We start from the raw sequence: 25,131 nt of genomic DNA, 5'->3' as shown, positions 1-25,131 counted from the left end.
CCGGGCGCACCTCGCCAAGATCGCCAAGAGAGCGGCCCCGTAACCGCGCTTATGCGCCCCGCGCCGCCTCGCGCGCGAGATGCCGGCCCGACAGGGTTCGTCGATCCGGCCGCAGGTTGCGCTATCACGCCATGGAAAGTATTGATTTCACACTTACAAGTCTGTTAGAATTGCTTAGCTATGCGTTCCGACGCTATCGTATCCGCTCCAGAGATGACAGACACATTCACTCAAGGTTTGCGCGCCTTTGTGACTGAAATGACAATCAGTGGAACAGAAATCGCAGAGGTGATTAAATTCAGTCGGCGCACACTAATACCAGCCCTCGCTGAGCAGGACTCACACTGGGTAGCGGTGGGCGACGGCTCGTGATTCCGTCCTCTGGCTTTTCGCCCGAGGAGGATGGCATGGCCGCTCCGATCCGGCTGCGACCGGATTTCGATGCCGAGGCGCTGCGCCGGTTGGCCAAAGCCTCGCGTGACGCAGCCCAGATCCGCCGTCTTCTGGCGCTGTCAGCGATCTACGCGGGTGGCTCACGCACGCAGGCCGCCGCACTCGGCGGGGTCGGGCTGCAGACCGTGCGGGACTGGGTGCTGGCCTTCAACGCCGAGGGTCCGGATGGGCTAATCACCGGCAAAGCTCCCGGCGCACGGCCGCGCTTGACCTCCGAGCAGCGGGACGCGCTGCGTGCCTTGGTCGAGCAAGGGCCGATCCCGGCTGCCCATGGGGTGGTGCGCTGGCGGCTGATGGATCTGCGCCAGATCCTGGTTGAGGACCACGGCGTCTCAGTCTCCGAGCAGACGCTGAGCCGTGTGCTGCGGGCGATGGGCTACCGGAAACTTTCGGCCCGCCCCCGCCACCACGCCCAGGATCCGGCGGCCGCCGACGCTTTTAAAAAGCCTTCCCGGCCCGTGTGGCAAAGATCGCGCAGGCGACGGGCGGCAAGCCGATAGAGGTCTGGTTTGCCGACGAGGCCCGGGTAGGTCAGAAGAACACGATCACGCGCCGCTGGGCACGCCGAGGCACACGGCCGGCAGCCCCGAAGGATCAGCGCACGGCGTCCGTCTACATCTTCGGCGCGATCTGCCCCGCACGCGGCACGGCAGCCGGGCTCGTCCTGCCCCGCTGCACCCCCGAGGCGATGACCCTGCACTTGGCCGAGATCGCCAAGGCCGTCGCGCCGGGCGCGCACGCCGTGCTGCTGCTCGATCAGGCCGGCTGGCACATGACAAGGCTCACCGTACCCGCTAACATCACCCTGCTGCCGCTGCCAGCCCGCACACCCGAATTGAACCCGGTCGAGAACGTCTGGCAGTTCCTGCGCGAGAACTGGCTCGGCAACCGGGTCTTCGCCTCCGACGAGGCCATTCTCGACCACTGCTGCCATGCCTGGAACAGGCTGACCGATCAGCCCTGGCGCATCATCTCCATCGGATTGCGCGCTTGGGCGCATGAGTTCTGATCAGCGAGAGTTGGTATAAGCCGCCGGCTGAAGTCCGAAGGCACAACTTTCACGAAAGTTCTTAACAAAGCGCGGCTTAAGGTTGCGAAGCAGTTGTTGGTTAACACTGACGTGAGCTTGGCGGAGATCTCGGCCGCGCTGGAATTCTCCGAGCCGGCCGCGTTCACGCACGCCTTCCGGCGCTGGACCGGCACGACGCCAAGCGCATGGCGGAAGAAGCACCAGCAGGTTGAACCGCTATGTTGCGCGCACCGTCCAGACGGTGCTCGTGTTCGTCAGCGCAGGCGCTCGCCTAAGTGAATGCGCCACCCAGTGCCGTTCCGCCGTAGTGGACGCTTCTCACCCCATACTATCGATCATCTCGCGGCGGGCCGCCACATGGGCCGAGCAGCCAGCCTCAGATATCCAGCGGCGGGGGTGGGGCACATGTCCGAACTGATTGTGATGCTCGCTGGTGCAGCTGGCGCCCTGGCACTCGTCGTTGCCGCTCATCCGCGCGCGGAGCGCATCTGGATCCGCAGAGTGCGGTGATCAGCGGGGCGGCGGCCGGGCTAACAGGTGTCTTGCCCGGCCGCCGCTTCGCCGATTCGGGGGGACCTGCTCGGCTCACGTGGAGACTGGCGTACCGCGGTTAATGGTCTGTGGCGCAGCAGCGGCTTGCGGCCCAAGCGCCTCTCAACGCTCTTGTGAGGCAAGGTAGTGGTAGCGGTCCACTAGAGCGGCGGCCTCGCCCGACATCCGAAGCGCCTTCACGCGCATCTCGCGCCCGTAGCGGCGCAGGCGGTCGGCTCTCCTTTCCTCGCCGGCGAGGGCCTCCTTATGCGCCGCCGTTACGAAGAACAGCGCAACTTTCTCGTGATGCTCAATAGCATCGAGCAAAGAAACGTAAGCATTGCTGAAGCAATCGTGCATCCGTGTCTCCGGTCTGTATAGACTGCGGTGCGCACAAGTGGCGGCAAGACTTTCAGATAGGCACCCTGGACGCGGCGATTCCGCGTGGGCGCATAAGCAGTTGTTCTATTTCTCCAAAACCTGCGGTTCACTGCACGCAAAGCACAACCGCTTCTGGTGGATGCGCATTCGCTCCTCCTCGTCGGCTGGTAGTGTGCCGCATCGCGCGCAGATGCGAGGCAGGCAGTACCGTTGGTTCGGGATCACGACTTCCGGCTCGTTCATCGGCTTCGTTACCATGCTGACCCCGTGCTTATGCCCAAGCTTTCATGCCCTGGTAGACATTCGCCACCGCTCAAATACAGAGACGCTCCCGCGAGTTTTTGCCTTTTGGCGACTTTGGCCATTGGCCTTTCCGGGTAGGTGCCTCCCGCCCGGTGCAGCCGCTCCAGAGCAGCTTCGAGAGGGGACAGCGGCTCCACTGATCCATCCTTGTCGCGGATCGCCCGCCAGGACTACGAGGAGGGGCGCCGCCACCAAGCCCAGGGGCAGGTACATGCCGCAGGGCCCGAACGGGGCCGGGTCGAGGACGCGGAGTGCAACGCCGGCATCGCCGCGATGCTCACCGCCGGGATGACGTGATCGTAGATAGTTGCAGCCGCTATCGCAGCCTGCCTGGGCTCCGGCGCTATTCCTCCCCCCGGTTACGCCGATCGGCCGTATCTGCCGCCCCCCTCACGAGGGCCGCAGAGGCCATGTCCCCGTGGCGCTCAACCACATCGGCCAATTGGCGTGCCCTCTGGGGATCGAATAGGTCGAGCGGATCACCCTTGCTCTTCTGCACGCCCACGAGCCAAATCCGCTCATGCAAAGTGGCTTCGGCCCTATATATTCCTTGGCCCATTCCGGCTCTCCTTAGTTCATCTTTCTGCGGTGAAAGCTTCTCACCGGTAGAAACATTCGACCAGAACATTGCCGCCTCGCCCTCGGCGCGGAGGTCCGCCAGCTTGGGCGGCGGGATCTCGCGACCCTGCTCATCGTAGGCGCGGCGGGGGTGGCGGCGGGTCATGAGCTAAGACGTAGATCGGGTTCATTAGACGAGCGTGACGCCCACCCAGAGACCACATATGACTATTATCAGGAATAAAGCGAAATACTTTAATCGTCTGTCAGGTTCTATAATCCGGTTCCTTCGGTGGCACTGCATTATCAATGTTCCAATGCTGCGCAAGCAGAAGGCGGGCCGGGCCCGATGATAGAGAGGCGCCCGACCCGCCAGTGACGCCGACCGGGTACTGTCATTGACAGGACAGGGTCAGAGTGACTAGCGCCTTGTAGGCCAACTCAAGACATGGAGCGTTTACACAGGTCATCAATGACTGCGACTAGTCGCTTGGTCTGATATCAGACGCTTCTCGATTGGCCGTCTAGCTCCAACAGGAGCGGTCCCCCTTCCACACTATGCCGGTTGCGCCATCAGGATCGCCGTCCTGACTGCCATGCGTATCTCGGCCTCGGACGAGTCCCTCGCCGCCAAGACCTCGCGAGCGTGAGGGTTGGCCGCCATGATCGCGCAGACGTCGATCGCGACGCCCTCCACGAGCGGGCGAGCACCGGGCTTCGGAGCATTCAGAAAGTTCATCACGACTGCGTCGAGTTGCTCATCGGTGATGAGCTTGCGCTTGTACAGCCGTTCGATGGTGGCGGCCTCAGCCACGCTTGAACTCCCAAACGGGCACGCCGCGGTAGCCCCCGGCTTGCGCTTCCACGACGTCCAGAGGTGCTTCTTCAGGTACGCCTCGGTGACCTCGAATACGGGGTACGAGCACGGCATCATGACGCCGCACCAGTCGCCCCGGACGATGCCGGCCTGCGGGTGCGCCGAGGACAGGGTGAGCGTGTCCCAGCCGAGATGCGCCGCTTCGGCGCCGAACTCGTCGACGAAGCGGCGGCAGGTCTCCAGGGTGGTCCCCCACTCGTCGGGCCGGAACCCCGGGCAGGGCGGCTGGCCGGGGGAGAGGGAGGCGAGGCCGTGGTTCCACGCCGAGACCAGGGCGGCAGGATCGGCGGTCGGCATGGCGGCCCGATACGGTCCCGAGGTGTCGCGGGGCTTGCTGCTAGCCCCGACCTGCTCCGGGCGTGCCGGCAGGGCTGCCGATCGCGCCGCTGGGCGAGATGTAGGGCAGCACGGGCACGAGCCTGCGGGAGCTCTCCAGGACATTAAGCGAGACCGCGAGGGCGTCGAGGCTCCGTCTCACGCACGCACGATCGATGATGTCGAGATCCTGCTGCCGCGCCAAAGGCCCGGCCATCTGCTCTCTGGCGAGGTTCGCGGATCAGTCATCCTCATCGGCCCTGCACGGTCAGCCTTGCTGCCGGCTCGTCAGAGAGGCGCTGCGGCCCGCAGAGCAGCACGTGCCGCGGCGGGACCAGGAGCGTCCGGCTGATCGCGATGGCTTCCTTGGAGTGCCCAAAGCACCTGAAGCTCATGGCGGTCGACACGGACCGGTAATGGAGCCAAAGGCGCACGCCACCGGTGTGTTGGATGCCCTCGGCGAGGCGTTGAGCGGCATTGGTCATGGCGGCGAGCGTAGGACCAAGCCGTCGGCCTGCTCACTTACTCACGCTAGTCCGAGGGCCGCCTGCGCGGCGTTTCCTCGGGGGCGAGATCCGCTAGCGCCCGCGCCCGACCGGATCCTGCCACGCCAGTTCTGCTAACGCCCGCCGCGGGGCCGCCGGAGCCCGCACATCGGCCGGTAGAGGGGTATGCTCAGCAGCTCGCGGGAGATCGCGATAGCCTCGCGGCTTCGGCTGATGCACTCGAGATCGGCGGCTTGAGACTTGGCCAGCCGCTTCAGCAGCTCGGCCGCCTCCGCCTTGGAGCGCGTCGGGCAGTCATCGATGGTGTTCATGACCCGCTTCATGCCCCCATGCGGGGGGGGGCTCATTCACCTATGCGAACACAAGTACTCACAAGTGCCTGCCTGCAATACAGTCCGAGTGCCGTTCTGCTCACGGTGTCCTCAACCTTGCAGGGAGCGGCAGGCGGCTGGGCCCGCTGAGACCCTTGGGCTCGGCCGCCACCAGTGCAAGATACCGCTCTAAAGCGCACGCCCGGCACAGGATGAAGCCTGGCCGGGCGGCATGAGCTTGCCATGTTCAAAGAGCGATGCGGTGAGTTCAAGCGTCTCCTTTCAACGATGCCAAGTTCACATATGATACAACTGGATACATACTCTCCAGTTTAACATGCGACAACCGGACGAGCGGTGTGGAACATTAGCAGTCCGGAGTGGCACCAGGACAAAGTTTCGATGACAACTTGGTTCCAACCGGTGGCTTCCGTTCGCCTGGGTGAACGACAGCTGCACACGCGAGGGAGCATCGTCCTCAGGTGGTGCCGGCGCCCGTTTCCCCGGCGCTGCCAGCGGGTGGGGCCATCCCTCGTGTCCGGCCCGCTACCTCGATCGACAAAGAGAAGCCGGCGCGGGGGTGGGCCCGGCCGGCTTAGTCTCGCTTGCATGACATCCCCTCAGCCCTCCCGCGCCACTTGGCTGCGCGCCCGCGCTTGCGGGAAGTACTGGTAGAACGTCATCCGGCTCACCCCCAGCCGCTGGGCGATCGCCGCCACCGAGATGGTGCCGGAGGCCAGCAGCGCCCGCCCGACCTCGAGGTCCGCCTCGGACAGGGCCTTGGGCCGCCCGCCCTTGCGGCCGCGGGCGAGGGCAGCCCTGTGCCCCTCCAGGGTCCGCTCGCGGTTGAGGTCGAGGAAGTACTCGGTCATGGCGCCGTGCATCTGCAGGGCGAAGCGGCCGTGGGCGGTGTCGCTGTCGAACTGCTCGGTGAGGGAGCGGAAGTGGACCTCCTGCCGGCGCAGGCCGTCGATGGTGCGCATCGTCTACCAGGAAGCGACCGAGGCGGTCGAGCTTCCAGACCACGCGCACGTCGTCGGGACGGAGATAAGGCGAGGGCGGCCTCGAACTCGGGTCACTTGGTGCCGCCGTGCCGGACTTCTTCTCCTCGAACAGGCGCTGGCCTCCGGCGCGGGCGAGGGCATCGCGCTGGAGGTCGAGGTTCTGGTCGTGGGTTGAGACGCGGGCGTATCCGACGAGCATGTCAGGATGGTCTCGCGGGGGGGTATTGCCGGCAGTAGTTATCCTGACACGTGTCCCTGACATCCACCGCCGCGCGGACCTCTCGCGTCAGGCGCGTTAACCGAAGCGGCTCCCGCCAGCGTCAGGAAAACGGTCGTTTCGTTGACATAACGCTGCAGCCAAGCCACCGGCAGCTACGGCTGTAAAGCGGTAGTCAGCCCCGCCTCCCGCTCTCGTTCGGATCGCGTCCAAGGCGGCCGGAGACTCGTATCTGCCGGCGTCCCTTAAAGCGGGGATGCAGCAGTCCAGGCAAAGACCCAGGTAGCCGAAGCATGTCACGGGGTGGGGAGGGTGAGGGCTGATCATCGGTTGGTCAGGCCGCATCGTCCCCTGAGGCCACCTCCTTTGCAGCAGGCGCACCTGTCAGGTCACCATTATGCCCCTCAATGAGCTGCACAAGCAGTGTAACCATCTTGGCTTGATCCTGAGCGGCTAAGGGTTCAAGAAGCCTTTGTTGAACCCGCCGGACAGCTGGCTCGACTTCGGCAAGCAAATGGCTTCCTACTTGCGACAGTCTCAGGAGTTTGATCCGTTTGTCGCTTGGGCTAGAGCGTCTAACGACCCAGCCTTTTGTTTCCAATCGCTCTAATACGTTGCCGAGGGTCGAGCGATCAAAGGCGATCAGGGACGACAATCGTGTGGCATCAACGTCGGGGTGCTCTCTGATGGCAGTAAGGGCAGCGTACTGAACTGACGTCAGTCCATGCGTCCCACACTCTTCAGCGAAAATCGCCGATGAGATCTGGTGAACCCGGCGGAAAAGGTGGCCTGGCATTCCATAGAGATCGCTCATGCTCTTCCTCTAGCGTCCCGGCCACAGCCCCTCAACCCCGGGGTAATCGCAGGCCAACCCCCACCGGGAGCGGTCACCGGCCTATTGACAGCATACTGATTATCAGTGTACGGATCAACCATCGACGGCAGTCTCCAGATCGATCACGCTCCGCCGGCGACCAAGGCAGATGCTCTGCCGCGCTTGCGGCGGGTCGCCTCCTGGCAGGAAATCGCTTTCGTAGAGCCGATGCCCGAAATCGCCAGCACGGGAAGTGGTCGTTTGATCATTTTCTGAGACATGCAGTGCATAAAATTCTGTAGAACTGACCACACAATGCATAGTAAATCAGGCAAAAAATCGGAAGAGGGAGGACAACATGCAATTCTATCTCAACGGTTACGTGACTGGCGATCCAGATATTCTCACTCCCGCACCGGGCACTGAAACACAGCCGGCGGGCCTCCCCGACACCGTCGACGTCCTCATCGTCGGCACCGGACCTGCCGGCATGGTACTAGCCGCGCAGCTCTCGACGTTTCCCGGCATTACCACCCGCATCGTTGACCGCCGGGAGGGCCCGCTGCAGGTCGGCCAGGCGGACGGCGTCGCGTGCCGCACGGTCGAGACGTTCGACACCTTCGGCCTGAGCGAGAAGCTCGTCCGGGAGGGCTACTGGGTCAATGAAACCGTGTTCTGGCGCCCATCGCCCGACAATCGGGCAGCGATCGTGCGCACCGGTCGCGTTCAGGACACCGAGGATGGCCTGTCGGAGTTCCCACACCTCATCGTCAATCAGGCCCGCCTGCTGAGCTACCTCCAGGACTACATGGCGAAGTCACCGACGCGGCTCGTCCCCGACTTCGGCATGGATTTCGTGACCCTCAACGTCGAGCCTGAGGACGATCACCCCGTCGTGGTCACCTTGAAGAATGTTGCGACCGGTGCGGACACCGTGGTTCGGGCCAAGTACGTGGTCGGTTGCGACGGCGCGCGCAGCCGGGTGCGGGACGCGATCGGGGCCGTCCCGCGCGGTGACTTTGCCAACCATGCCTGGGGCGTGGTCGACATGTTGGCCGTCACCGACTTCCCGGACATCCGCATCAAGGCCGCGATACAGTCGGCCGACGAGGGTAACATCCTGCTCATCCCGCGCGAGGGCGGGTACATGGTGCGCCTCTACGTGGACTTGGGCGAGGTCGACCCCGCCAATCGCGACGCGGTTCGTCTCATCACGCAAGAGCAGGTCATCGCGACCGCCCAGCGGGTGCTACGCCCGTACACGCTCGACGTGCGCGACGTCGCGTGGTTCTCAGTCTATCAGGTCGGCCAGCGCGTCACCGACCGCTTCGACGACGTGCCGGCGGCCGAGGCCGCCTCCCGCCTGCCGCGTGTCTTCATCGCGGGCGACGCCTGCCACACGCACAGCGCCAAGGCCGGCCAGGGCATGAACGTCTCCATCCAGGATGCGTTCAACCTCGGTTGGAAGCTCGCCGCCGTCCTCGACGGGCGAGCGGCGCCGGAGCTTCTGCGCACCTACACGGTCGAGCGGCACGCCATCGCGCAGGGCCTCATCAATTTCGACAAGGAGTGGTCGAACATCATGGCCTCGCCGCCCAGGGACCCTGAGCACCCGGAACGCGGCGGCGTCGATCCTGAGGAACTGCAGTCCTACTTCGTCAGATCGGGCCGCTATACGGCCGGTGTCGCGACCCACTATCCACCGGCGACCGTTCTGACCGCCGAGCCGACCCACCAAGCGCTGGCAAAGGGTTTCACGGTCGGCATGCGTTTCCACTCCGCGCCCGTGGTGCGCCTCGCCGACGCCAAGCCCGTGCAACTTGGACACGCGCACCGGGCCGATGGTGCTTGGCGTATCTACGCCTTCGCCGATGCGAGCAGAGAGAACCTCGTCAATCTCATGAACGTTCTCGCGACGTCCGATCAGTCGCCGCTGAAGCGCTTTACGCCGCGAGGCGCGAACATCGACAGCGTCATCGACGTCCGCGCGGTTTTCCAGCAGGGGCATCGCGACCTCAAGGTCGAGGATCTCCCGCCGCTGCTTCTGCCGCGCAAGGGACGCTTCGGGCTGATCGACTACGAGAAGGCGTTCACGCCCGACCTCAAGAACGGCCTCGACATCTTTGACCTGCGCGGTATCGACCGCGAGAGAGGTGCGATGGTGGTCGTCCGTCCGGACCAGCACGTCGCGAACGTGCTGCCCCTCGACGCACACGACGAACTCGCCGCCTTCTTCGGGCGCATTCTGCTCGATCGTCATTAGGCTCGCCTGCCGGCGAAAGCGCCGGATCAAGGTGAGGCAAACTGGAACGGCGCGGCGGGGCCGACCACCGCGCCGCGGACCAACGTTGCGCTCGGCAGCGTGCAGAACGCGACGCAACGAGGGCGTGAGACCGCCCGAGGACGCCAGGGAAAAGGCGAACACCTACACAAATCTCTGCTAGGGGACAGGAGACGACCCATGATCGCATCCGTCAGCGCGAGCGGGGTGATAAGTCCATCTCGTGAAGTAAAACAATTCCGGACCGTGGTCTGGGTCGTGAGCCTGGCACTCGTTGGGCTCGTCTTCGACGGCTACGACCTTGTGGTCTATGGTGCCTGTGTATCGACCTTCCTGCGCGACCCCACGCAACTCGGCGTCGTCACCCCTGAGATCGCCGGTCAGCTCGGCAGCTACGCGCTTTTTGGCGTTCTCGTCGGAGCTCTTCTCGCCGGCTCCGTCGGCGACATCGTGGGTCGCCGCAAAGTGTTGCTGGCCTCCTACGCTTGGTTCTCGGCCGGCATGGCCGTGACCGCGATGACGAGTTCGGTCCCCGCATTCGGGATGATGCGGTTCCTGACCGGCCTCGGCGTTGGCGCTCTCTTGGCGACGACGGCCGCGCTGGTATCTGAGTTCGCCCCAAAGGGGAAGAAGAACCTCTGCAATGCAATTGTCTATTCGGGCGTGCCACTGGGCAGCCTCCTCGCCGCCGCTTTGGCGATCGCCCTGCTCAGCTCGATCGGCTGGCGCGGCCTCTTCGTAATCGGCGCTTTGCCGCTGGTGACCCTGCTCCCACTCGCCTACTTCAAGATACCGGAGTCAGTTGCTTGGCTCGCCGCTCGTGGTCGCCTGGTCGAAGCACAAGCCTTGGCCGAGAAGATCGGTGTCGACATGCCGGAACCAGCTCCAACGCTGGGCGCCGAAACGTTGGACGCGACCGATGACGGCCGAGCCAGTTGGGCAGGTCTGTTCACATCGTACCCGCTCCCCACCATCTTGCTCGGGCTGATGAGCGCAACCGGCCTGATGCTTGTTTACTCACTGAACACTTGGCTTCCTGAACTCATGTTGCGCGCTGGCTTCAACGCCCGGGGCTCGCTGTCCTTTCTCATGGTGCTGAATGGTGGCGCGGTTGTGGGTGCTCTCCTGGGCTCCAAGGTGGCCGACCGCTTCGGCGCGAAGCTCGTGGTGATTGCCTGCTTTCTCATCGGCGCGGCGGCCATCTCTCTCCTGACCGCCGGTTTCTCGATCGGTGTTCTCTTGGCGACCGTCGCGGTCGTCGGTCTCGGCACCAGCGGGACCCAGACGCTGATTTACGGACTGGCGGCCAACTACTATCGCACCAACGTCCGCAGCGCAGGCGTCGCGTGGTGCGCCGGCTTCGGCCGCCTCGGCGGCGTGGGCGGTCCGATGTTGGGCGGCTACCTGGCGGGGGGTGGTTTCGCCCTCGAGACAATCTTTTACATCCTGGCCGGCATCGCCATCTTCGGCGGCCTCCTGACCATCGTTTTGCCGTCGGGCAGGAGCACTCCACATGTTGCAAGCGCAAACGCGCCGTCGTTCCCGAGCCGCTAGACATGCTGGCCAGCTTGCCGCCTCTATGCGAAGCCAGCCTACGATCCTGCGGGCACCCGCCCTTAAGCTGAAGCGATAACGTGAGCTGGTTCCATACGCTCGCATAATGGCCAGTATGGTGCGCGATATGGAACCCGCGGACAGTCTCCGGAAGACCTCGGAGCCGGTCCGGCCGGGGCGCCAGTCGAGGGTTAGTCTAACGGCCTTCCACGGCCCGCGCCGGGCCGGCGGATCATCTGTTGTAATCTACGCGGCCGGAGGCGTTGGCAGGAGCTTGGCGGTGGTGGGATGCAACCGCTCGGGGTTCGATGACCAGCAGGAGGGTGGCTTCCTACTCCGACATTTTTGGTAAGTATTAGTCCGCAATATCACCCTCCATGTGATAGTTTTGAACGAAGACGGTTCAGCTTTTCCAGGTCTTGAACTAAGGAAGTTCGCGTTTCCGGCAAGTGCCCCAGATCTGCATTCATTCGACCGAGTCGTACAGCAACCGCGTTAACAAACGCTAGACACCGCTCGGTTCGTGCAATATGTACTTGTGTACGGTCTAGGAGTTCTTTACGAGTATCTCTCATTCCAGATGATAGCTCAGGAAGGCTACTCCTGGTTGCTGGATGTTATGGCTTGGTTTGCGATATCATCATCTGTCGTGCTAAAATCTGGAATCAGTATGGCTTTCGTCTAGCTTGTGCGAGAACATCCAACCCGGCGAGTACGATCCACGGGCCAACAAAAACCAGGAAGAACACGAAGCCCATGCCAATCCCTTTGGAATGAAGCGGATTGGGAGTCTAACCTCGTCTACACGCAAACGGTTTCATCTAACCATTGAGGCTTGCTCCGGACTGCGCCCCGCAGCCCCGGCGGGTGGCCTTCGTCGCGCCGCGCTACTGCGATGAAGGATGCGGCTTGTGCGGCGGCGGCCCACTGCGCTTCCTCCTCGCCGGCTCAGTCATTGCGGACATCCACGCCTTCATGAGCCTATCGGGAGAGTAACGGTGCATCTCCTGCAGCATGCGCTCCTGCATCTTCGCCATGACGGCGGCCTGGAGCGGCTGAAGGTCAGGCAGGCCGAGAAAGACCCGCGCCTCTTCAGGTGTGCAATCCACGTCTGCATTGATCAGCATCTTGCAGCCTCCCGGCTAGAACAATGCTGATAGGCGCTGCAGGTTCAGGGGAAGGATGCCCCTTGGCTCATAAGCGCGTGGGCGTGCGGATCACGGTCCACCTGGCGCGCATCGCGTAAGGCGAAAAAGCCCGCCCGGTGGGCCGCCGGGCGGGCTGGTGTCGTGACGGTGGTGTGTTTGCCACGCGGCCAGGACTGGCCGCGGCAGTGCTTAAACCCCGCAGGGCTTGCCTCAGGCTTCCCGCCCGCCCCACGACTGCACCCCGCCGCCCCGGCGGGTGACCTTCGACTCGTGGAAGAGCCCTTCCGTCGTCACCCGGGTCTGCACCCTCATGACGTCATGGATGAGGACCGCTGCCCTATTCCAGGAACCCGAGTACCCGAGCCTGCTCTCGGATCCACCCGTGCCTGAGGATCGTGCCGTCCTCCCTCACGATCCACGGGGTAGAGGCCGTGTCTCTGAGCACCACTGCGGCCGTGCGGATCGCCTCGCACACCGTCGGGAACTCTTGGATCTCGGTTACACCTCCGGGGCAAGGGAAAGGCTGTTGCGGGCCAGCCTCTCTACTGCGGCTTCGTCTCACCTTCAGGTGATGTGCTTCCTGTCGCGGCGGGCGCGGAGCCGTCCGCAGCGGGCTGACCGGATAACTGCTGGCGGGCGTCGGCCAGCTTGCCCTGTGCCTCGGCGAGTTCCTGCCGGGTCGTGCGAAGACGACCCTCCAGGTCGGCAACCTCCTTGTTCTTCGCCGCGAGGTTCTCCGTCAGCGTCGCAAGCTGTGCCTGGGCCTCCGCATACCGCTTCTGAACGGACTCGAGGTCGCTGGTGAGCTTCTCTCGATTGCCGGTCAGAGCCTTGATGGCCTGCTCAACCTGTCCACGCTCGCCCGTCAGCCGGTCACGCTCAGCCTGCGCAGCGGCCACGTCCTTCTGTGCGGACATCAGCGAGTCTCGGGTCTGCTGGAGCTGTTGCTCGATCTGACTCTTGTCGGCCGATGTCTTATCGCGAGCTTGAGTGAGGCTGGTGATGGTCTGATCTAACTCACCTCGCTGCTGGGCGACGCGCTCCCGATCGGCTCGGACTTGCAGCAGTTCCTTCTGCGCCGCCGCCAAGCCCTCACGGGCCTGCTGCTGTCGTTGTTCGGCGTCAGCCAACTCGGCAGTTTTCGCGGTCGCTTCCTGCGCCAGAGCGGCCAAGTCGGTTCGCAGCTTCGCTTCCTGCTTGCGCGCCTCTTCTACCCGCCGTCCGACGTCCGAGAGTTCCTGGGTGCGGGCCGCCGCTGTTTGCTCTGCCGAGATGGCCGCCTCGCGTAGAGTCGCCACCTGCTGGCCGGCCTTCTGGACATCGGACTGCAGCTCTGAAAGGCGCTGCGTTGGTGCTTGAGCGGCTTGCAGGGCATCCCTGGCCTTCTGCTCGGCGAGTTGCCTGCTCTGCTCCAATTCGCGGAGCTGCGCTTGTGCTTGCTGTGCAGCTTGCGCGGTCTGCGTGTTTTGCTGTTCTGTCGCTGCAATTTTTGCTTGCAACTCTTTGAGCGTTCCCGCAGCCCGCGTCTGCTGTTGCAGCTCTGATTGTACCGCTGCAAGCTGGCTATTCAGATTTCCAATCTGCTGCTCCTGGGCTTGCCGCTGCCGAGAGTGCGAGATGCTCGAGACGAGCAGAATGACCAGGAGCAGCACACTCAGCGCGGCCAAGGCCAGCGTGGTCGGCCGGCGAAGGTCAGAACGAACGTCGATAGCCATATGCCTCTCCCCGCAGAACGGCTGCGCGATGAGGCGCGACCACGATGCCGATTTCTGCGAGGTGATAACCCGGCAGTTCGGGCTTCGCTCCCCGCTCGGACGTCTCGGCGGGCTGCGCGCAGTGGGTGCCGAGAGGCATCCACCGGTACGTTGAGGCTCAGCGGCCGCGCAGGGTGTCCTTCACCCCGCCGTAGGCATCTTTGGGCGCGGTCCTCGGCTTTCTCCATCTTGCCTTCGGCCTGGAGCTTGGCGTCGCCGACCGCACTGCCGAAAGCATCCTTCACCGGCATGACAGGCGTGCGGGAAACCGCTGACGTCCGACTTTGATTTTCTGACACGCAAGCCTTACAGGTTTAAGTGGCTGAAAAACCGTCGTTTTATTGACACATAGATCCGAACAACGGAATGACCGAATAGGGTAGTGAGCCGTTGTTGGACCGTCGCTCAAAAGCCGACATTCGGCTTTGCACGTATGTCGGGCAGTCAGCGGCTATTGCCGGCATCTCCGAAGCGGACGTCGGCACAGATTATATCACAAGCAACAGGCAGAGTCCCGCTTTGTAACCGGTCCCGCAAACGATCAAAGGCCTCCTAGTGTTTTGGCTTGATCGACTGGAGCTCTAAAGCTTGCTCATGCCAACAATGCAGAACCCATGCCCAAAAGGATCACTGCAGAACGCCACGGGGGGAAAGCCCGGCACACGGTGCACCTGTTCTGACCTTGCGCCGTTCGCCAAGGCGCGCCCAAGCGTTTCCTCGAAGTCGTCGACACGAAAATCGACGTGAACCGGTGTCCAATGGCGCTCATATCGGCGAAGGTCGCTACTGCCTGGCGCTGGTGATGAACCGGTCGGTTTTGCAAGAAGCCCGATCGTCGCATCACCCGAGGTTAACATTGCGTAGCCGGTATGAGGCCGAGACATCTCGACGAAGCCAAAGACATCACCAAAAAACTTTAGACCCTCTTCGATGGACGGGACGTCGATGGAAACAGTCACCTTCATTTCAGCTACTCCACTCGCTTGTATGCTGACCAGTCTTTACGGAGCTAAACGCGCGTAAGGCCTTGATCCTGCCAGAACCCCAATTTCAAGCATACGTCGGCTTCCCACACCCATCCGGACTTTCGGCGGCAGCCGGGTGTTTCCAAATTTCGTATTGGCGTCGGTTCCGGACGTTAAGGCGGCGCCGGGGTTACTTCCGGCAGTCAGCGCGTCAGCACAATGTGGGTCGCAAGCTCCGTTGCGACCGTCTCCGTCACCCGGTAGCCGAGGCCCGGTAGGTCGATGCCCGCGAACAAGTGCTCGCCCCGGCCCAGAACAATGGGCGACACCGCCAGGTGCAACTCGTCGATCGCGCCCGCCAGCAGATACTGGCGAACCGTCGACACACCACCGCCGATCTTGACATCCAAGTCGCCGGCGGCGGACTTGGCCTGGGCGAGCGCTGCCTCAATCCCCCCGGTGACGAAATGGAAGGCCGTCCCGCCCTCCATCACGATGGGTGCCCGGGGGTGATGGGTGAGGATGAAGGTCGGGGCGTGATACGGGGGATTGTCGCCCCACCAGCCCTTCCAGTCGGGCCCGCCCCAATCGTCGCCAGCCGGCCCGAACATGTTGCGGCCGAGGATGAAGGCGCCGAAGCCTTCCAGCGCGGCGCGGGCGAAGCGATCGTCGGTCCCGCCGTCTTGCCCGATCATCGATCGAAAGGTTCGGGTCGGGAAGAACCACTTGTGCAGCTCGCGGCCCCCTTTGCCCATCGGATGCTCCAGGCTCTGGTCCGGACCGGCCCCGAAGCCGTCGATGGAGACCGCGAAACCTCTCGCGCTCACCTTGCCCATGGTCGTCAGACCTCTGCCTGCAGGCTGACGATCAGGTCGTTCAGCTGCTCGAATTGCTCGCCCCATCCGCTCGTGCTTCCGGAGGCCAGGGCGTCGTTGAGCGCGTCCTTCGAGGGATAGAGCTCGTGCACGACGACGCGTGTCGCGCCGTCCCTTTCCTCGAAGGTCACCGTGGTGACCGCCCCATCCTTACCCCCTTCGTCGTTGGTCCAGACGAGGCGGGTAGGGGGCGTCACCTCGATGTAGCGGCCGAAGAATGCCATGGGCCGTTCCGAGGACGAGTGGGCCATCAGCAGACGGTACGTGCCACCCGTGTGGATGTCGGCCTCGAATGAGATCAAAGAGACGCCGCAGGATTTGGGCACCCACCATCGCTGGAACAGCTCCGGCCTGGACCACACGTCGAAGACGATGCGCGCCGGGCCGTCGACGGTTCGCGAAACGGCGAGCTCCCTGTCCGATATCCGTTCCACTGTTGTGCTTGCCTTCCCGGCGGCGGGGGCGCTCTGTCTGCCTGCGTTCATCAGCTGCTCGCTCATCATCGCTGGCGGCCCTTCACGCCGCCTGGCGCTGGCCGGTAAGGCCGAGCCTGTTGCCTGCCGGATCGGCGATGTTGGCCGAGTAGCTACCGCCGGGGATGGGATCGGGCCCCTAGAGCACCGTGCCGCCCCTCTCGCGGACCGTCGCGAGCGCGGCATCGATATCGGCCACATGGATGTACCAATTCCATCGGGCCGGCGCGCCGGTGGCTGCACTCGACATCACTGCGCCAGGGCGTAGGTCGCCGCGGCCGATGAAGGCGTACTCGCTCATCCCGCCCATCGGCATGGCCCCGAGCTTCTCCCAGCCGAAGAGTGCCCCGTAGAACGCGAAGGCAGCCTCGGGATCGGGAGTTGCGAGCTCGATCCACACCCCGTGGCCGAGGGTTTGCTCCGTCCCGAGGGGCACCGGCCCGAAGGCTCTGCTCTCGTCGGGGCCCGCCGCATCCATCAGGGCGAAGACCACGTTCTGCGGGTCGCTCACCATGGCGAAGCGACCGACGTGGGGGATGTCGATAGGCCCGAACCAGATCTGGCCGCCGAGATCCACCACCCGGGAGGCTATGGCGTCGACGTCGCGGGTCGCGAGATAGACTGCCCAGCCAGGAAAACCGGGAGCTTCGGGCATCGGCCGCCGGATCCCGGCCACGGGCGTCCCGTCAGCCTGCGCGATGCGGTAGCCGCCATGCTCCGGCATCGGTGATGGCGCGACGCGCCAGCCGGCGACGGCCTCGTAGAAGGCCTGTGCCGCGTCCTGGTCGGTCGCGTTCAGCTCGAACCAGATGGGTTTACCCTCGGCAGTTGGCATCGGGCGCATTCCTCTGTGACAACGGGCGCGTCGGCCGCGTCTCGGCGCCACGTACGGCCCCGCTTTGCCCAGGCTGGCATTCTCGGTTATACAAAGCAACTATGCGGTCAGAAAAAATAACCAGTGAGACGTCTGCGCCGCGAGAGCGTCTGTACGACGACGCTTGCGGCACTGCGCTCGCCCTGGAATTCATCGGCGAGCGTTGGTCGCTGCTGATCATGCGCGAACTGGTGTTCGGCCCCCGCCGCTTCGGCGAGCTTCGGGCGAACCTCCCTGGCATCAGCGCCAACGTGCTGACGCAGCGCCTGGAAGGCCTGGACGATGCAGGCATCGTCCGCCGCTACCGGCTGCCGTCTCCGGCCAACGTGCAGGTCTACGACCTAACGGAGTGGGGCCGTGAGGCCGCGCCGTTGATGCGCGACCTGGGGCGTTGGGCGGCTCGCTCGCCGCGGCATGATCCGAGCCTGTTCATGTCGGCGGCTTCAGCCATGATGTCGCTCCAGGCCCTGATCGATCGAGAGCGTGCCGCGGAACTGGCTGTCACAGTTGCCTTTCATTTTCCCGGCGAGGACTTTATCGCGACAGTGATGGGCGGTGAGATCTACGTGAGCCGTGGTGTCATGGAGGCACCGGATCTCGCCTTCACCGGAGATACGATGGCGATGCGCCGCACGATCTACGGCAAGGCGCCTCTGGCCAGAGACGGTGCGGGCGGAACGCTCGCCTTTGCTGGCGAGGCCGATCTCGCACAGTCCTTCGTCGATCTCTTCGCCCTGCCCGCCAAAACCGCCTGAGGAGCGTCTCAGCGGTCGAGTCGGTATTCGGCGTCCTTCCGGAATGCCCGGCGAGCTGCACGATGGCAGGCCAGAACGCACCTACGCGGAGCGGATATGCCGCTTCCAGCCGCAAGGCCGCCCAGCAGGCCACGTTGTCGGTTCAAGCAATGCGTGCCGACCGCGTCGGCGCACCGTTTGATTACCTGACATGCAATCCTTACAGGATTAAGTGACTGAAAAACTGTCGTTTTCTATACATGACAGATGTCTGCCGACAAGGCTGCATTCGACGGAAACACCGAGGCGCACTGTGGACTGGGGCGGGTGCTCTGCTGGCTCCAGCCAGAAGGCCGGTATCCCCTAAGCAAAACCAGCTCCCATGTTGATGGCAAGTGCTAGTAGGGAGGTGTTGAAGAAGAACGAGTATACGGCGTGCGCGGTGACGATGCGACGTATGTGCTTCGAGCGGATGTCGGTGTCCGAGGTTTGTGACGTTGTGCCGATCGTGACTGCGAAGTACAGGAAGTCCCAGAAATCTGGCGCGTCATCGCCATTGAAGTCGAGGCCGCCGCGGCTCCGGCCACCTTCGTCCTCGCCGTAATAGACGTGAAGATAATGTACAGTGAAGACGACCTGGACGAAGATCCAGGCGCAGAGGATGGTTGCCGCCGCGAGGACGATGTGCGGGCCTTTGTAGGCGTCCTGCTCCTGCTGGCCGAAGACGAGCATCCCAACTCCGCCGACGCTGGCCGTCGCGGCCAGGAGCGCGAAGAGCGAGATCATCGCGGCGCTGTCGTCGAGCCGCGAGGCCTCGCGCCGCAGCTCGTCCGCCGACTGCGTCGTCATGTTCCACACGATAAGCCCGACGAAGACGACCACACCCGCGCACCAGCCGATCAGCACCCGCGACCACGTAGCGATTGACGGCAGCACCAGCGCGAGGGCGATCGCAACCGCAATGGAACCGAGCAGGCGCGGTCGGAGCCAGAGGGCGTGGACCGTATCGAGGACGCGCAGGGCCATAGTCCAAACTCAATGCTGAACCGAAGCGGTATGCTGTGGCGGTGAAGATCGCTGAGGTCCAGGGCGCGAGCCGAGGAGTTCGGATCGCGTTCGCGGCCGAGCACCTGGTCATCGCGGGCGTGGGCGCAGTGCTCGGCAGTTCGCCCTGCACCGTGGTGTAGCTTGCCATTTCATACATGCGCAGGTGCTAATGCAGCCAGCGACCAGTGCGTGATCGCCGTCCGTGGTCGAAACCGCTCCAATGCCCCGGTTAGCATTACAGTTGCGTTTTTGTGCGTGCTGGCTGACGGCTGGCCCGGCTTGGCGTCCGGCGCTGCCGCCGCCATTTGGCGTCTGACGCGCGCTGTTTGAGATGTGCCTGGCGGGCGGCCGCCTGATGCGCCCGTCGCCAGAGCGACCATGCGATGACGTGAGCGGGTTGAATGCGCCGCTGTGCCATCCGCACCGCGATGCGGCGGATCTCCTGGACCGACCAGCGGATCAGCGGGCGCGCGGTCTCGGCCGGGCTCGGCTTTTTGGGGGCGGCGCGTTGGCGTGATGGCGGATCACCGTCAGCAGGGCGAAGGCCATCATCACCAGGCTGACGTGCCGATGCCAGCCGTGCCAAGAGCGGGTCTCATTGTGTGTCAGCCCGAGGTCGGTCTTGGCCGTCTCGAACGCGTCCTCGATGCTCCAACGCCGTCCCTCGACGCTGACCAGGATCTGGATCGGCGTGCCGGCCGGGCACCAGGTCGTGAAGTAGGCCCGCTCGCCATCGCTCAGGCTGCGGCGGATCAGGAGCCCCCGCGTCCACAGGCCGGTCTGGTCGTAGGCGGCACCAGCGAGGTCGGCCAGTTCGCAGTAGGCCCAGTCGTACAGCCTCGCGCCCCTCGTCCCGTCGCCCGCCGACAGGCGCGTCCAGGCCGACGGAGCAAGGCCATCCGCGATCGTCTCGGCGGTGCCGGCCACCAGCGGCTTGCCGGCCCAGGAGTTGAACGCGTGATCGCTCTTCACCCCGAGCACGTAACCCTTGCCCGCCCGCCGCAGGGCCATCTCGATCTCGCCGACCCCGTAGACGGTGTCGGCCGCTACCCAGGAAAACGGCACGCCGGCAGCCCTCGCCCGCTCGATCATCGCCAGAGCCAATCCCGGCTTGGTCGCGAAGGTCGTCCCCTTCGGCGCGTGGGCGGCGGCCAGCCGGGCTGGATCCGAGGTCCAGGTCTGGGGTAGGTACAAGGCTCGATCGATGAAGGCATGACCGTGCCGTGAGACATAGGCCGCGAACACGCCGATCTGACAGTTCGTGATCTTGCCGGCTGAGCCGGTGTACTGGCGATGCACTCCGCACGAGGCCTTGCCCTGCTTCAGAAAGCCGGTCTCGTCGAGAACCAGAACCGCGTCCGGGTCGGCCAGCGTCTCCAGAGCATAGTCACGCACCACGTCGCGCAGAGCGTCGGCGTCCCAACGTCCGCGCCCAAGCACCGCCTGCTGGCGCCAGGGCCCGGGATCGCCCGCGGCTTCCGCCCGCATCCAACCCGTCTTGCGCCGCTCTGCACCGAGCAGTCCATCCAAGAACGCTCCGGCCGAGGCGGCGACCCGGCGCTGGGTGAACAGAGGCCGCATGCGCCCCTTCACCTCCCGGAGCGACGAGGCCCACAACTCCAGCGTCGCCTTGACCGAAGTCTCCGACGTCCATGATGCGCGAATCATGGCGACGCAAAGAGTCAGAACCTCGCCGAAAACGCAACTGTAATGCTAGACTTGGTTTCCCGGGCAGGTTCACCAGTGCTAGCCAGCTCATTGAGAAGCAATGTCTCGCTCGATCGCTGTAGGTTGGTTGCCTGGCGCCCCCAAACGTCAATAATTTCATCAAATTACCGTCGCACGTCAGCAAAAAAAGTCAGTTTTCTTCATATCAATGCGTGCATGATACTCGAAATGCAGGCGTATTCTGTTCTAATATAGGTGCTTTAGTTTGCAAACAGACGCTTATCTTTGAGATATGGGCCACATGCTCAGTCATTGGTATTTTCAGCAACGTACCGGCCAAGGGCACTCGCCGCATTGAGCATGTGGGCGCGCATCCGCCGCGCGGCAGCCTCACCGTCGCCCTCCGCGATCGCCTGCAGGATCTCGCCGTGCTCGGCGCGCGAGCGGCGGATGCGCTCACCGTGGCGCAACTGCGTGCGGCGGAAGGCCGAGAGGCGCCCCCGGATGGCCAGGGCCTGCTCGGCCATGAAGCCATTGTGGGTCGCGCGGTAGAGCGCCTCGTGGAAGGCCCGATTGAGGGCGTCGTAGGTATCGTAGTCCTGCGCGGCCACAGGTGCGGCCGACTGCTCGTGCAGGTCCATCAAGGCGCTGAGTTCGAGCGGCGTCATTCGGTAAGTGGCGAGCCGCACGCAGAGCGCCTCGAACTCCGCCGTGGTCTCGAACATCTCCATGATCCGCTCAGGGGTCATGCGCGTGACTACAACACCACGCCGCGGCCGCACCTCGACGAGGCCGCTGGAGGCGAGCTGCCGCAGAGCCTCGCGCACGGGTGTGCGCGAGGCGCCGAAGCGGTCGGCGAGGTCCTGCTCGTCAAGAGCGATGCCCGCCGGCAGCGCGCCCGAGGCGATCTCGTCCGTTAGGGCGTTGCGGATCTGGTCGGAGAGGAGACCCCGCCCTTCGACACTGACGTCCATGCCGTCATCCTCTTGCTTCGCGCCGGACGCATCCTTGGGTCCGGCCTCCGGCTGGGTCATCCCACGATCGCTCGCACGATCAGGAAGAACAGCGATGGACCCACGAGGCAGCCGATGCCGGTGTGGAACGTCGCCGTCAACGCTCCGTAGGGAACGAGCTTCGGATCGGTGGCGGCAAGGCCACCCGCAACGCCGCTCACCGTGCCCATCAGGCCGCCATAGGCCATCGCCGAGCGCGGGTTGTCGAGGCCGATCAGCCGGGCGACGAGGGGCGTACCCACCATCACCATCACGGCCTTGGTGACCCCCGTCGCGATGGAGAGCGCCATCACGGTCGAGTCGGCGCCGAGCGCCGCGCCCGTCACCGGCCCGACGATGTAGGTGATGGCGCCCGCCCCGATCGTGGTGATCGAGACCGCGTCGTGGTAGCCGAAGGCAATCGCCGTCAGCGTCCCGACGATGAAGGGCAGCACCGTGCCGAGGGCGAGGGCGACCACGCCGAGGATGCCGGCGCGGCGCGCCTCGATCACGTCCACCTCGAAGGCAGTGGCGACGATCGCGAAGTCGCGCAGCATCGCGCCGCCCATCAGGCCGATCCCGGCGAAGGCCGGGAGGTCGGCGAGACCCCGCTTGCCGCCCGTGACGAGCCCGCCGACATAGGCGAGCACGAGACCGAGCACGATGGCGATCGCCGAGCCGTGAATGCGCCCGCGCGTCAGGCCTTTGCCGACCAGGTTGGACACCAGCATCAGGCCGCCGACGACCGCGAAGGCCGCCACCAGGCTCTGCTCGACGAAGACGTGTTCCAGCATGTGCAGCATGGGGCTCACCTCCGGGCTGCCGTGGGATAGGGAGCTTCATCGGTGTCGCCCGCGATCACCGAGCCGCCGTGCTCGACCTCCGGGCTCACGTCGGCGGGCCTGCCGCCGAGCCGGCCGAGCAGCGCCGTCGCGGCGAAGCACAGCATCACGCTACCGACCGCCGCGATGACCACGATCGGGCCGCCGCTCACCGCGGCGACGACGTTCTGCTGCGCTGCCATAGCCACGACGATGGGGATGTACATGGTCGCCCAGAATTCGACCCCGAGCTGGGTCGCGTGGCTGAGCCGGCCGTGACGCACCAGCCAGACCCGGGCCGCGATCAGCAGCATCATGGCGATGCCGACGCCGCCGACATTCGCCTTCACCTGAAGCAAAACCCCGAGCAGGTCGCCCAGGAACACCCCGACCAGGGTGCAGAGCGCGAGAAGTGCAACGCCGAGGACGGTCATCGGCCGCCCTCCCGACGTGTTCTCGCCAGCACGGATCCGCGGCCCGGCTCGGGCCCTGCGTATGCACCCACCATGAGGCGTCTCCTTCCCGTATCCATTGGTTCGTTGTGACCATTTGTGCGTATACACATTCTTGACGTATGCGCAATAAGGAATACAAAGAAGGCATCTCGGCGCCGCCGCGGATACAACCATGGCCGGATTGCGGCCATGCGCATACGCAGGCGCCTCACCAGGGAGCGGACCGGATGAGCGGCTGGCACCAGGAACGGGCGGCCCGCGATGCGCGGATCGAGGCGGGTCGCGCCCACGCCTCGGGCAAGGTCGTGGCCGCCGAGAGGGTCGTCGACCTGCTGGAGGCGATCCTCCGCCCGGGCGACCGGGTCTGCCTAGAGGGCGACAACCAGAAGCAGGCGGATTGCCTCGCGCGAGGTTTGAGCCAGTGCGACCCGGCCCGCGTGCACGACCTGCACATGGTCCAGTCCGGCATCGTGCTGCCGGAGCACCTCGACATCTTCGAGCAGGGGATCGCCAAGCGCCTCGACTATTCCTACTCGGGGCCGCAGGGTGGGCGCATCGCCCGCATGCTCTACGGCGGGCAGATCGAACTCGGGGCGGTGCACACCTACCTCGAGCTGTTCGCCCGATACTTCGTCGACCTCACGCCGAACGTGGCGCTGATCGCGGGCGTCTCAGCCGATCGGGACGGCAACCTGTATACGGGGCCGAACACCGAGGACACGCCGACCGTCGTGGAGGCGACCGCCTTCAAGAACGGCGTCGTGGTGGCCCAGGTCAACGAGATCGTCGAGCGCGTGCCGCGCGTCGACATCCCGGGCGACCGGATCGACTTCGTGGTCGCGGCCGACAAGCCGTTCTACGTCGAGCCTCTGTTCACCCGTGATCCCGCGGCGATGACCGAGACCCAGATCCTGATGGCCATGATGGCGATCAAGGGGATCTACGCCGAATACGGCATCCGCCGCCTCAACCACGGCATCGGTTTCGGCACCGCGGCGATCGAGCTGTTGCTGCCGACCTACGCCGAGCGGCTCGGGCTGAAGGGCAAGATCGCCACCCACTGGGCGCTCAACCCCCACCCGACCCTGATCCCGGCGATCGAGTCGGGCTGGGTTCAACAGATCCACTGCTTCGGCTCCGAGGTCGGCATGGACCGCTACATCCGCGAGCGGCCCGACATTTTCTTCACCGGCGCGGATGGCTCCTTGCGCTCGAACCGCGCCTTCTGCCAGACCGCCGGGCTCTACGCCTGCGACCTCTTCATCGGCTCAACTCTGCAGATCGACCTCTCGGGCCATTCCTCGACGGTGACGCAGTCGCGGGTGGCCGGCTTCGGCGGCGCGCCCAACATGGGCTCGGACCCGCACGGGCGGCGCCACCCCTCCGACACCTGGATGAAGGCGGGACGGGAGGCGCTGGTGACCGGAGACCCAGCCCTGATGCGCGGGCGCAAGCTCGTGGTGCAGATCGTCGAGACCTTCGGCGACAAGCTCGTGCCGGCCTTCGTTGAGCGCCTCGACGCCCTCGACCTCGCCAAGAAGCTCGGGCTCGAGCTCGCCCCCGTGATGGTCTACGCCGACGACGTCACCCACATCGTCACCGAGGAGGGCATCGCCAACCTCCTGCTCTGCCGCACGGCGGACGAGCGCGAGCAGGCGATCCGCGGGGTGGCGGGCTACACCGAGATCGGCCGCAAGCGCGACCGGGCCATGGTCGAGCGCCTGCGCGAGCGCGGCATCGTGCGCCGTCCGGAGGATCTCGGCATCGAACCCCTCGACGCCGACCGCTCCCTGCTGGCGGCCAAGTCGATCAAGGATCTCGTGCACTGGTCCGGCGGACTCTACGAGCCGCCGGCGAAGTTCCGCAACTGGTGAGGCCGCGATGGAAAAGCTGAGCTTCCGACACACCACGCGCCGCGCGCTGCCGGGCGCCAAGGCGCAGGCCATCACCGGCGTGGTCGCCTCCGGCAACCTCGAAGTGCTGCTGGAGCGCGTGCTGCCGCCGACCGACTGCACGGTCGAGATCCAGACCTCGATCCACGGCTACGGCGAGGTCTGGGCGGCGGTGGTCGCCGACTTCGTCGCCCGCGCCGAACCGGGCGGCCTGCGCATCACCATCAACGACGGGGGCGCGCGCCCCGACACCGTGTCCCTGCGCCTGCTCCAGGGCGCCCGGCTGATGGAGGCCTGA

The 25,131-nt window shown here is 64.8% G+C and carries 23 protein-coding genes and 2 pseudogenes; 8 read left to right on the top strand and 17 right to left on the bottom strand.

From position 1 onward, the window contains the following. Positions 1–407: 407 nt before the first annotated feature. Positions 408–1,462 (top strand): IS630 family transposase gene (locus QA634_RS34745; RefSeq protein ID WP_210161168.1). Its coding sequence is split into 2 segments (ribosomal slippage): positions 408–900 and positions 900–1,462, totalling 1,056 coding nucleotides; the frame shifts between segments, so codons are not numbered across the junction. Between the two features lie 15 nt (positions 1,463–1,477). Beyond that, positions 1,478–1,762, top strand: a pseudogene (locus tag QA634_RS34740) (helix-turn-helix domain-containing protein); the annotation flags it as partial. Positions 1,763–2,137: 375 nt separating this feature from the next. Here QA634_RS34740 and QA634_RS34735 read toward each other — a convergent pair. Then, on the bottom strand, positions 2,138–2,374 hold the full coding sequence (locus tag QA634_RS34735) for a hypothetical protein (protein WP_012336497.1): 237 nt from the start codon (positions 2,372–2,374) through the stop codon (positions 2,138–2,140). A gap of 471 nt (positions 2,375–2,845) precedes the next feature. Here QA634_RS34735 and QA634_RS34730 point away from each other — a divergent pair, with 471 nt between their 5' ends. Beyond that, positions 2,846–2,995: a hypothetical protein gene (locus tag QA634_RS34730; RefSeq protein ID WP_168169185.1), complete on the top strand. Its 150-nt coding sequence runs from the start codon at positions 2,846–2,848 to the stop codon at positions 2,993–2,995. 46 nt (positions 2,996–3,041) lie between these two features. Here QA634_RS34730 and QA634_RS34725 read toward each other — a convergent pair whose 3' ends face one another. From QA634_RS34725 to QA634_RS34705, 5 genes and pseudogenes are all read right to left on the bottom strand, one after another. Further along, entirely contained in the window at positions 3,042–3,422 is a 381-nt protein-coding gene (locus QA634_RS34725) for a hypothetical protein (protein WP_012336496.1), read from the bottom strand. Between the two features lie 390 nt (positions 3,423–3,812). Then, entirely contained in the window at positions 3,813–4,430 is a 618-nt protein-coding gene (locus tag QA634_RS35660; RefSeq protein ID WP_012336495.1) for a hypothetical protein, read from the bottom strand. Positions 4,431–5,067: 637 nt separating this feature from the next. Beyond that, positions 5,068–5,265: a hypothetical protein gene (locus QA634_RS34715; RefSeq protein ID WP_043701921.1), complete on the bottom strand. Its 198-nt coding sequence runs from the start codon at positions 5,263–5,265 to the stop codon at positions 5,068–5,070. Between the two features lie 620 nt (positions 5,266–5,885). After that, a pseudogene (locus QA634_RS34710) lies at positions 5,886–6,468 on the bottom strand (recombinase family protein). A 352-nt stretch (positions 6,469–6,820) separates the two neighbouring features. After that, positions 6,821–7,300 (bottom strand): MarR family winged helix-turn-helix transcriptional regulator, encoded by a 480-nt coding sequence (locus QA634_RS34705; protein WP_012336491.1) that lies wholly within the window; start codon positions 7,298–7,300, stop codon positions 6,821–6,823. A gap of 358 nt (positions 7,301–7,658) precedes the next feature. Between QA634_RS34705 and QA634_RS34700 the strand changes: the two genes are divergently transcribed. Both QA634_RS34700 and QA634_RS34695 read left to right on the top strand, forming a co-directional pair. Then, positions 7,659–9,563 carry an FAD-binding monooxygenase gene (locus QA634_RS34700; protein ID WP_012336490.1) on the top strand — a complete coding sequence of 635 codons (1,905 nt, stop codon included), beginning with the start codon at positions 7,659–7,661 and terminating at the stop codon, positions 9,561–9,563. 198 nt (positions 9,564–9,761) lie between these two features. Further along, positions 9,762–11,135, top strand: coding sequence for an MFS transporter (locus QA634_RS34695; RefSeq protein WP_012336489.1), 1,374 nt, complete (start codon positions 9,762–9,764; stop codon positions 11,133–11,135). An 887-nt stretch (positions 11,136–12,022) separates the two neighbouring features. On the opposite strand, the gene QA634_RS34690 is transcribed toward QA634_RS34695, so the two are convergent. From QA634_RS34690 to QA634_RS34665, 6 genes are all read right to left on the bottom strand, one after another. Beyond that, positions 12,023–12,262: a DUF6489 family protein gene (locus tag QA634_RS34690; RefSeq protein WP_012336488.1), complete on the bottom strand. Its 240-nt coding sequence runs from the start codon at positions 12,260–12,262 to the stop codon at positions 12,023–12,025. A 563-nt stretch (positions 12,263–12,825) separates the two neighbouring features. Then, entirely contained in the window at positions 12,826–13,998 is a 1,173-nt protein-coding gene (locus tag QA634_RS34685) for a hypothetical protein (RefSeq protein WP_012336487.1), read from the bottom strand. Between the two features lie 620 nt (positions 13,999–14,618). After that, the gene (locus QA634_RS34680) at positions 14,619–15,002 is read right to left on the bottom strand and encodes a VOC family protein (protein WP_012336486.1); all 384 of its coding nucleotides are present in this window, start codon (positions 15,000–15,002) and stop codon (positions 14,619–14,621) included. 203 nt (positions 15,003–15,205) lie between these two features. Further along, positions 15,206–15,838 carry a dihydrofolate reductase family protein gene (locus tag QA634_RS34675; protein ID WP_012336485.1) on the bottom strand — a complete coding sequence of 211 codons (633 nt, stop codon included), beginning with the start codon at positions 15,836–15,838 and terminating at the stop codon, positions 15,206–15,208. A gap of 5 nt (positions 15,839–15,843) precedes the next feature. Next, positions 15,844–16,380, bottom strand: a complete 537-nt coding sequence (locus QA634_RS34670) for an SRPBCC domain-containing protein (protein ID WP_012336484.1) — start codon at positions 16,378–16,380, stop codon at positions 15,844–15,846. A 109-nt stretch (positions 16,381–16,489) separates the two neighbouring features. Beyond that, entirely contained in the window at positions 16,490–17,185 is a 696-nt protein-coding gene (locus QA634_RS34665; protein WP_012336483.1) for a VOC family protein, read from the bottom strand. 101 nt (positions 17,186–17,286) lie between these two features. Here QA634_RS34665 and QA634_RS34660 point away from each other — a divergent pair, with 101 nt between their 5' ends. Then, entirely contained in the window at positions 17,287–17,979 is a 693-nt protein-coding gene (locus QA634_RS34660) for a winged helix-turn-helix transcriptional regulator (RefSeq protein WP_012336482.1), read from the top strand. A 342-nt stretch (positions 17,980–18,321) separates the two neighbouring features. On the opposite strand, the gene QA634_RS34655 is transcribed toward QA634_RS34660, so the two are convergent. The 5 genes from QA634_RS34655 to madL form a co-directional block, all read right to left on the bottom strand. Beyond that, entirely contained in the window at positions 18,322–18,984 is a 663-nt protein-coding gene (locus QA634_RS34655; protein ID WP_012336481.1) for a DUF1345 domain-containing protein, read from the bottom strand. Between the two features lie 480 nt (positions 18,985–19,464). Then, a complete protein-coding gene (locus QA634_RS34650) occupies positions 19,465–20,673 on the bottom strand; it encodes an IS701-like element ISMtsp19 family transposase (RefSeq protein WP_012336480.1) in 1,209 nt (402 codons plus the stop codon). Between the two features lie 305 nt (positions 20,674–20,978). Further along, the gene (locus QA634_RS34645; protein WP_043702831.1) at positions 20,979–21,647 is read right to left on the bottom strand and encodes a GntR family transcriptional regulator; all 669 of its coding nucleotides are present in this window, start codon (positions 21,645–21,647) and stop codon (positions 20,979–20,981) included. Between the two features lie 56 nt (positions 21,648–21,703). Continuing rightward, positions 21,704–22,468 (bottom strand): malonate transporter subunit MadM, encoded by a 765-nt coding sequence (gene madM, locus QA634_RS34640; protein WP_012336478.1) that lies wholly within the window; start codon positions 22,466–22,468, stop codon positions 21,704–21,706. A gap of 5 nt (positions 22,469–22,473) precedes the next feature. After that, the gene (gene madL, locus QA634_RS34635) at positions 22,474–22,920 is read right to left on the bottom strand and encodes a malonate transporter subunit MadL (protein ID WP_012336477.1); all 447 of its coding nucleotides are present in this window, start codon (positions 22,918–22,920) and stop codon (positions 22,474–22,476) included. Between the two features lie 248 nt (positions 22,921–23,168). Here madL and mdcA point away from each other — a divergent pair, with 248 nt between their 5' ends. Continuing rightward, positions 23,169–24,815 carry a malonate decarboxylase subunit alpha gene (gene mdcA, locus QA634_RS34630; RefSeq protein ID WP_012336476.1) on the top strand — a complete coding sequence of 549 codons (1,647 nt, stop codon included), beginning with the start codon at positions 23,169–23,171 and terminating at the stop codon, positions 24,813–24,815. A gap of 7 nt (positions 24,816–24,822) precedes the next feature. Then, on the top strand, positions 24,823–25,131 hold the full coding sequence (mdcC, locus tag QA634_RS34625; RefSeq protein ID WP_012336475.1) for a malonate decarboxylase acyl carrier protein: 309 nt from the start codon (positions 24,823–24,825) through the stop codon (positions 25,129–25,131).

Source organism: Methylobacterium sp. CB376 (assembly GCF_029714205.1).
Taxonomy (GTDB): domain Bacteria; phylum Pseudomonadota; class Alphaproteobacteria; order Rhizobiales; family Beijerinckiaceae; genus Methylobacterium.
Note: the sequence above shows the minus strand (reverse complement) of the source record. Positions and strands in the feature narration are given on the sequence as shown.

Bases quoted from the DNA above. Each gene is read 5' to 3' on its own strand.
- QA634_RS34675 (WP_012336485.1), bottom strand. From the start codon at position 15,838: ATGGGCAAGGTGAGCGCGAGAGGTTTCGCGGTCTCCATCGACGGCTTC.
- QA634_RS34680 (WP_012336486.1), bottom strand. From the start codon at position 15,002: ATGAAGGTGACTGTTTCCATCGACGTCCCGTCCATCGAAGAGGGTCTA.
- QA634_RS34665 (WP_012336483.1), bottom strand. From the start codon at position 17,185: ATGCCAACTGCCGAGGGTAAACCCATCTGGTTCGAGCTGAACGCGACC.
- QA634_RS34650 (WP_012336480.1), bottom strand. From the start codon at position 20,673: ATGATTCGCGCATCATGGACGTCGGAGACTTCGGTCAAGGCGACGCTG.
- QA634_RS34735 (WP_012336497.1), bottom strand. From the start codon at position 2,374: ATGCACGATTGCTTCAGCAATGCTTACGTTTCTTTGCTCGATGCTATT.
- QA634_RS35660 (WP_012336495.1), bottom strand. From the start codon at position 4,430: ATGCCGACCGCCGATCCTGCCGCCCTGGTCTCGGCGTGGAACCACGGC.
- QA634_RS34645 (WP_043702831.1), bottom strand. From the start codon at position 21,647: ATGGACGTCAGTGTCGAAGGGCGGGGTCTCCTCTCCGACCAGATCCGC.
- QA634_RS34690 (WP_012336488.1), bottom strand. From the start codon at position 12,262: ATGCTGATCAATGCAGACGTGGATTGCACACCTGAAGAGGCGCGGGTC.
- QA634_RS34725 (WP_012336496.1), bottom strand. From the start codon at position 3,422: ATGACCCGCCGCCACCCCCGCCGCGCCTACGATGAGCAGGGTCGCGAG.
- mdcA (WP_012336476.1), top strand. From the start codon at position 23,169: ATGAGCGGCTGGCACCAGGAACGGGCGGCCCGCGATGCGCGGATCGAG.
- QA634_RS34700 (WP_012336490.1), top strand. From the start codon at position 7,659: ATGCAATTCTATCTCAACGGTTACGTGACTGGCGATCCAGATATTCTC.
- QA634_RS34685 (WP_012336487.1), bottom strand. From the start codon at position 13,998: ATGGCTATCGACGTTCGTTCTGACCTTCGCCGGCCGACCACGCTGGCC.
- QA634_RS34695 (WP_012336489.1), top strand. From the start codon at position 9,762: ATGATCGCATCCGTCAGCGCGAGCGGGGTGATAAGTCCATCTCGTGAA.
- QA634_RS34655 (WP_012336481.1), bottom strand. From the start codon at position 18,984: ATGGCCCTGCGCGTCCTCGATACGGTCCACGCCCTCTGGCTCCGACCG.
- QA634_RS34670 (WP_012336484.1), bottom strand. From the start codon at position 16,380: ATGATGAGCGAGCAGCTGATGAACGCAGGCAGACAGAGCGCCCCCGCC.
- madL (WP_012336477.1), bottom strand. From the start codon at position 22,920: ATGACCGTCCTCGGCGTTGCACTTCTCGCGCTCTGCACCCTGGTCGGG.
- QA634_RS34660 (WP_012336482.1), top strand. From the start codon at position 17,287: ATGCGGTCAGAAAAAATAACCAGTGAGACGTCTGCGCCGCGAGAGCGT.
- QA634_RS34705 (WP_012336491.1), bottom strand. From the start codon at position 7,300: ATGAGCGATCTCTATGGAATGCCAGGCCACCTTTTCCGCCGGGTTCAC.
- mdcC (WP_012336475.1), top strand. From the start codon at position 24,823: ATGGAAAAGCTGAGCTTCCGACACACCACGCGCCGCGCGCTGCCGGGC.
- QA634_RS34715 (WP_043701921.1), bottom strand. From the start codon at position 5,265: ATGAACACCATCGATGACTGCCCGACGCGCTCCAAGGCGGAGGCGGCC.
- madM (WP_012336478.1), bottom strand. From the start codon at position 22,468: ATGCTGCACATGCTGGAACACGTCTTCGTCGAGCAGAGCCTGGTGGCG.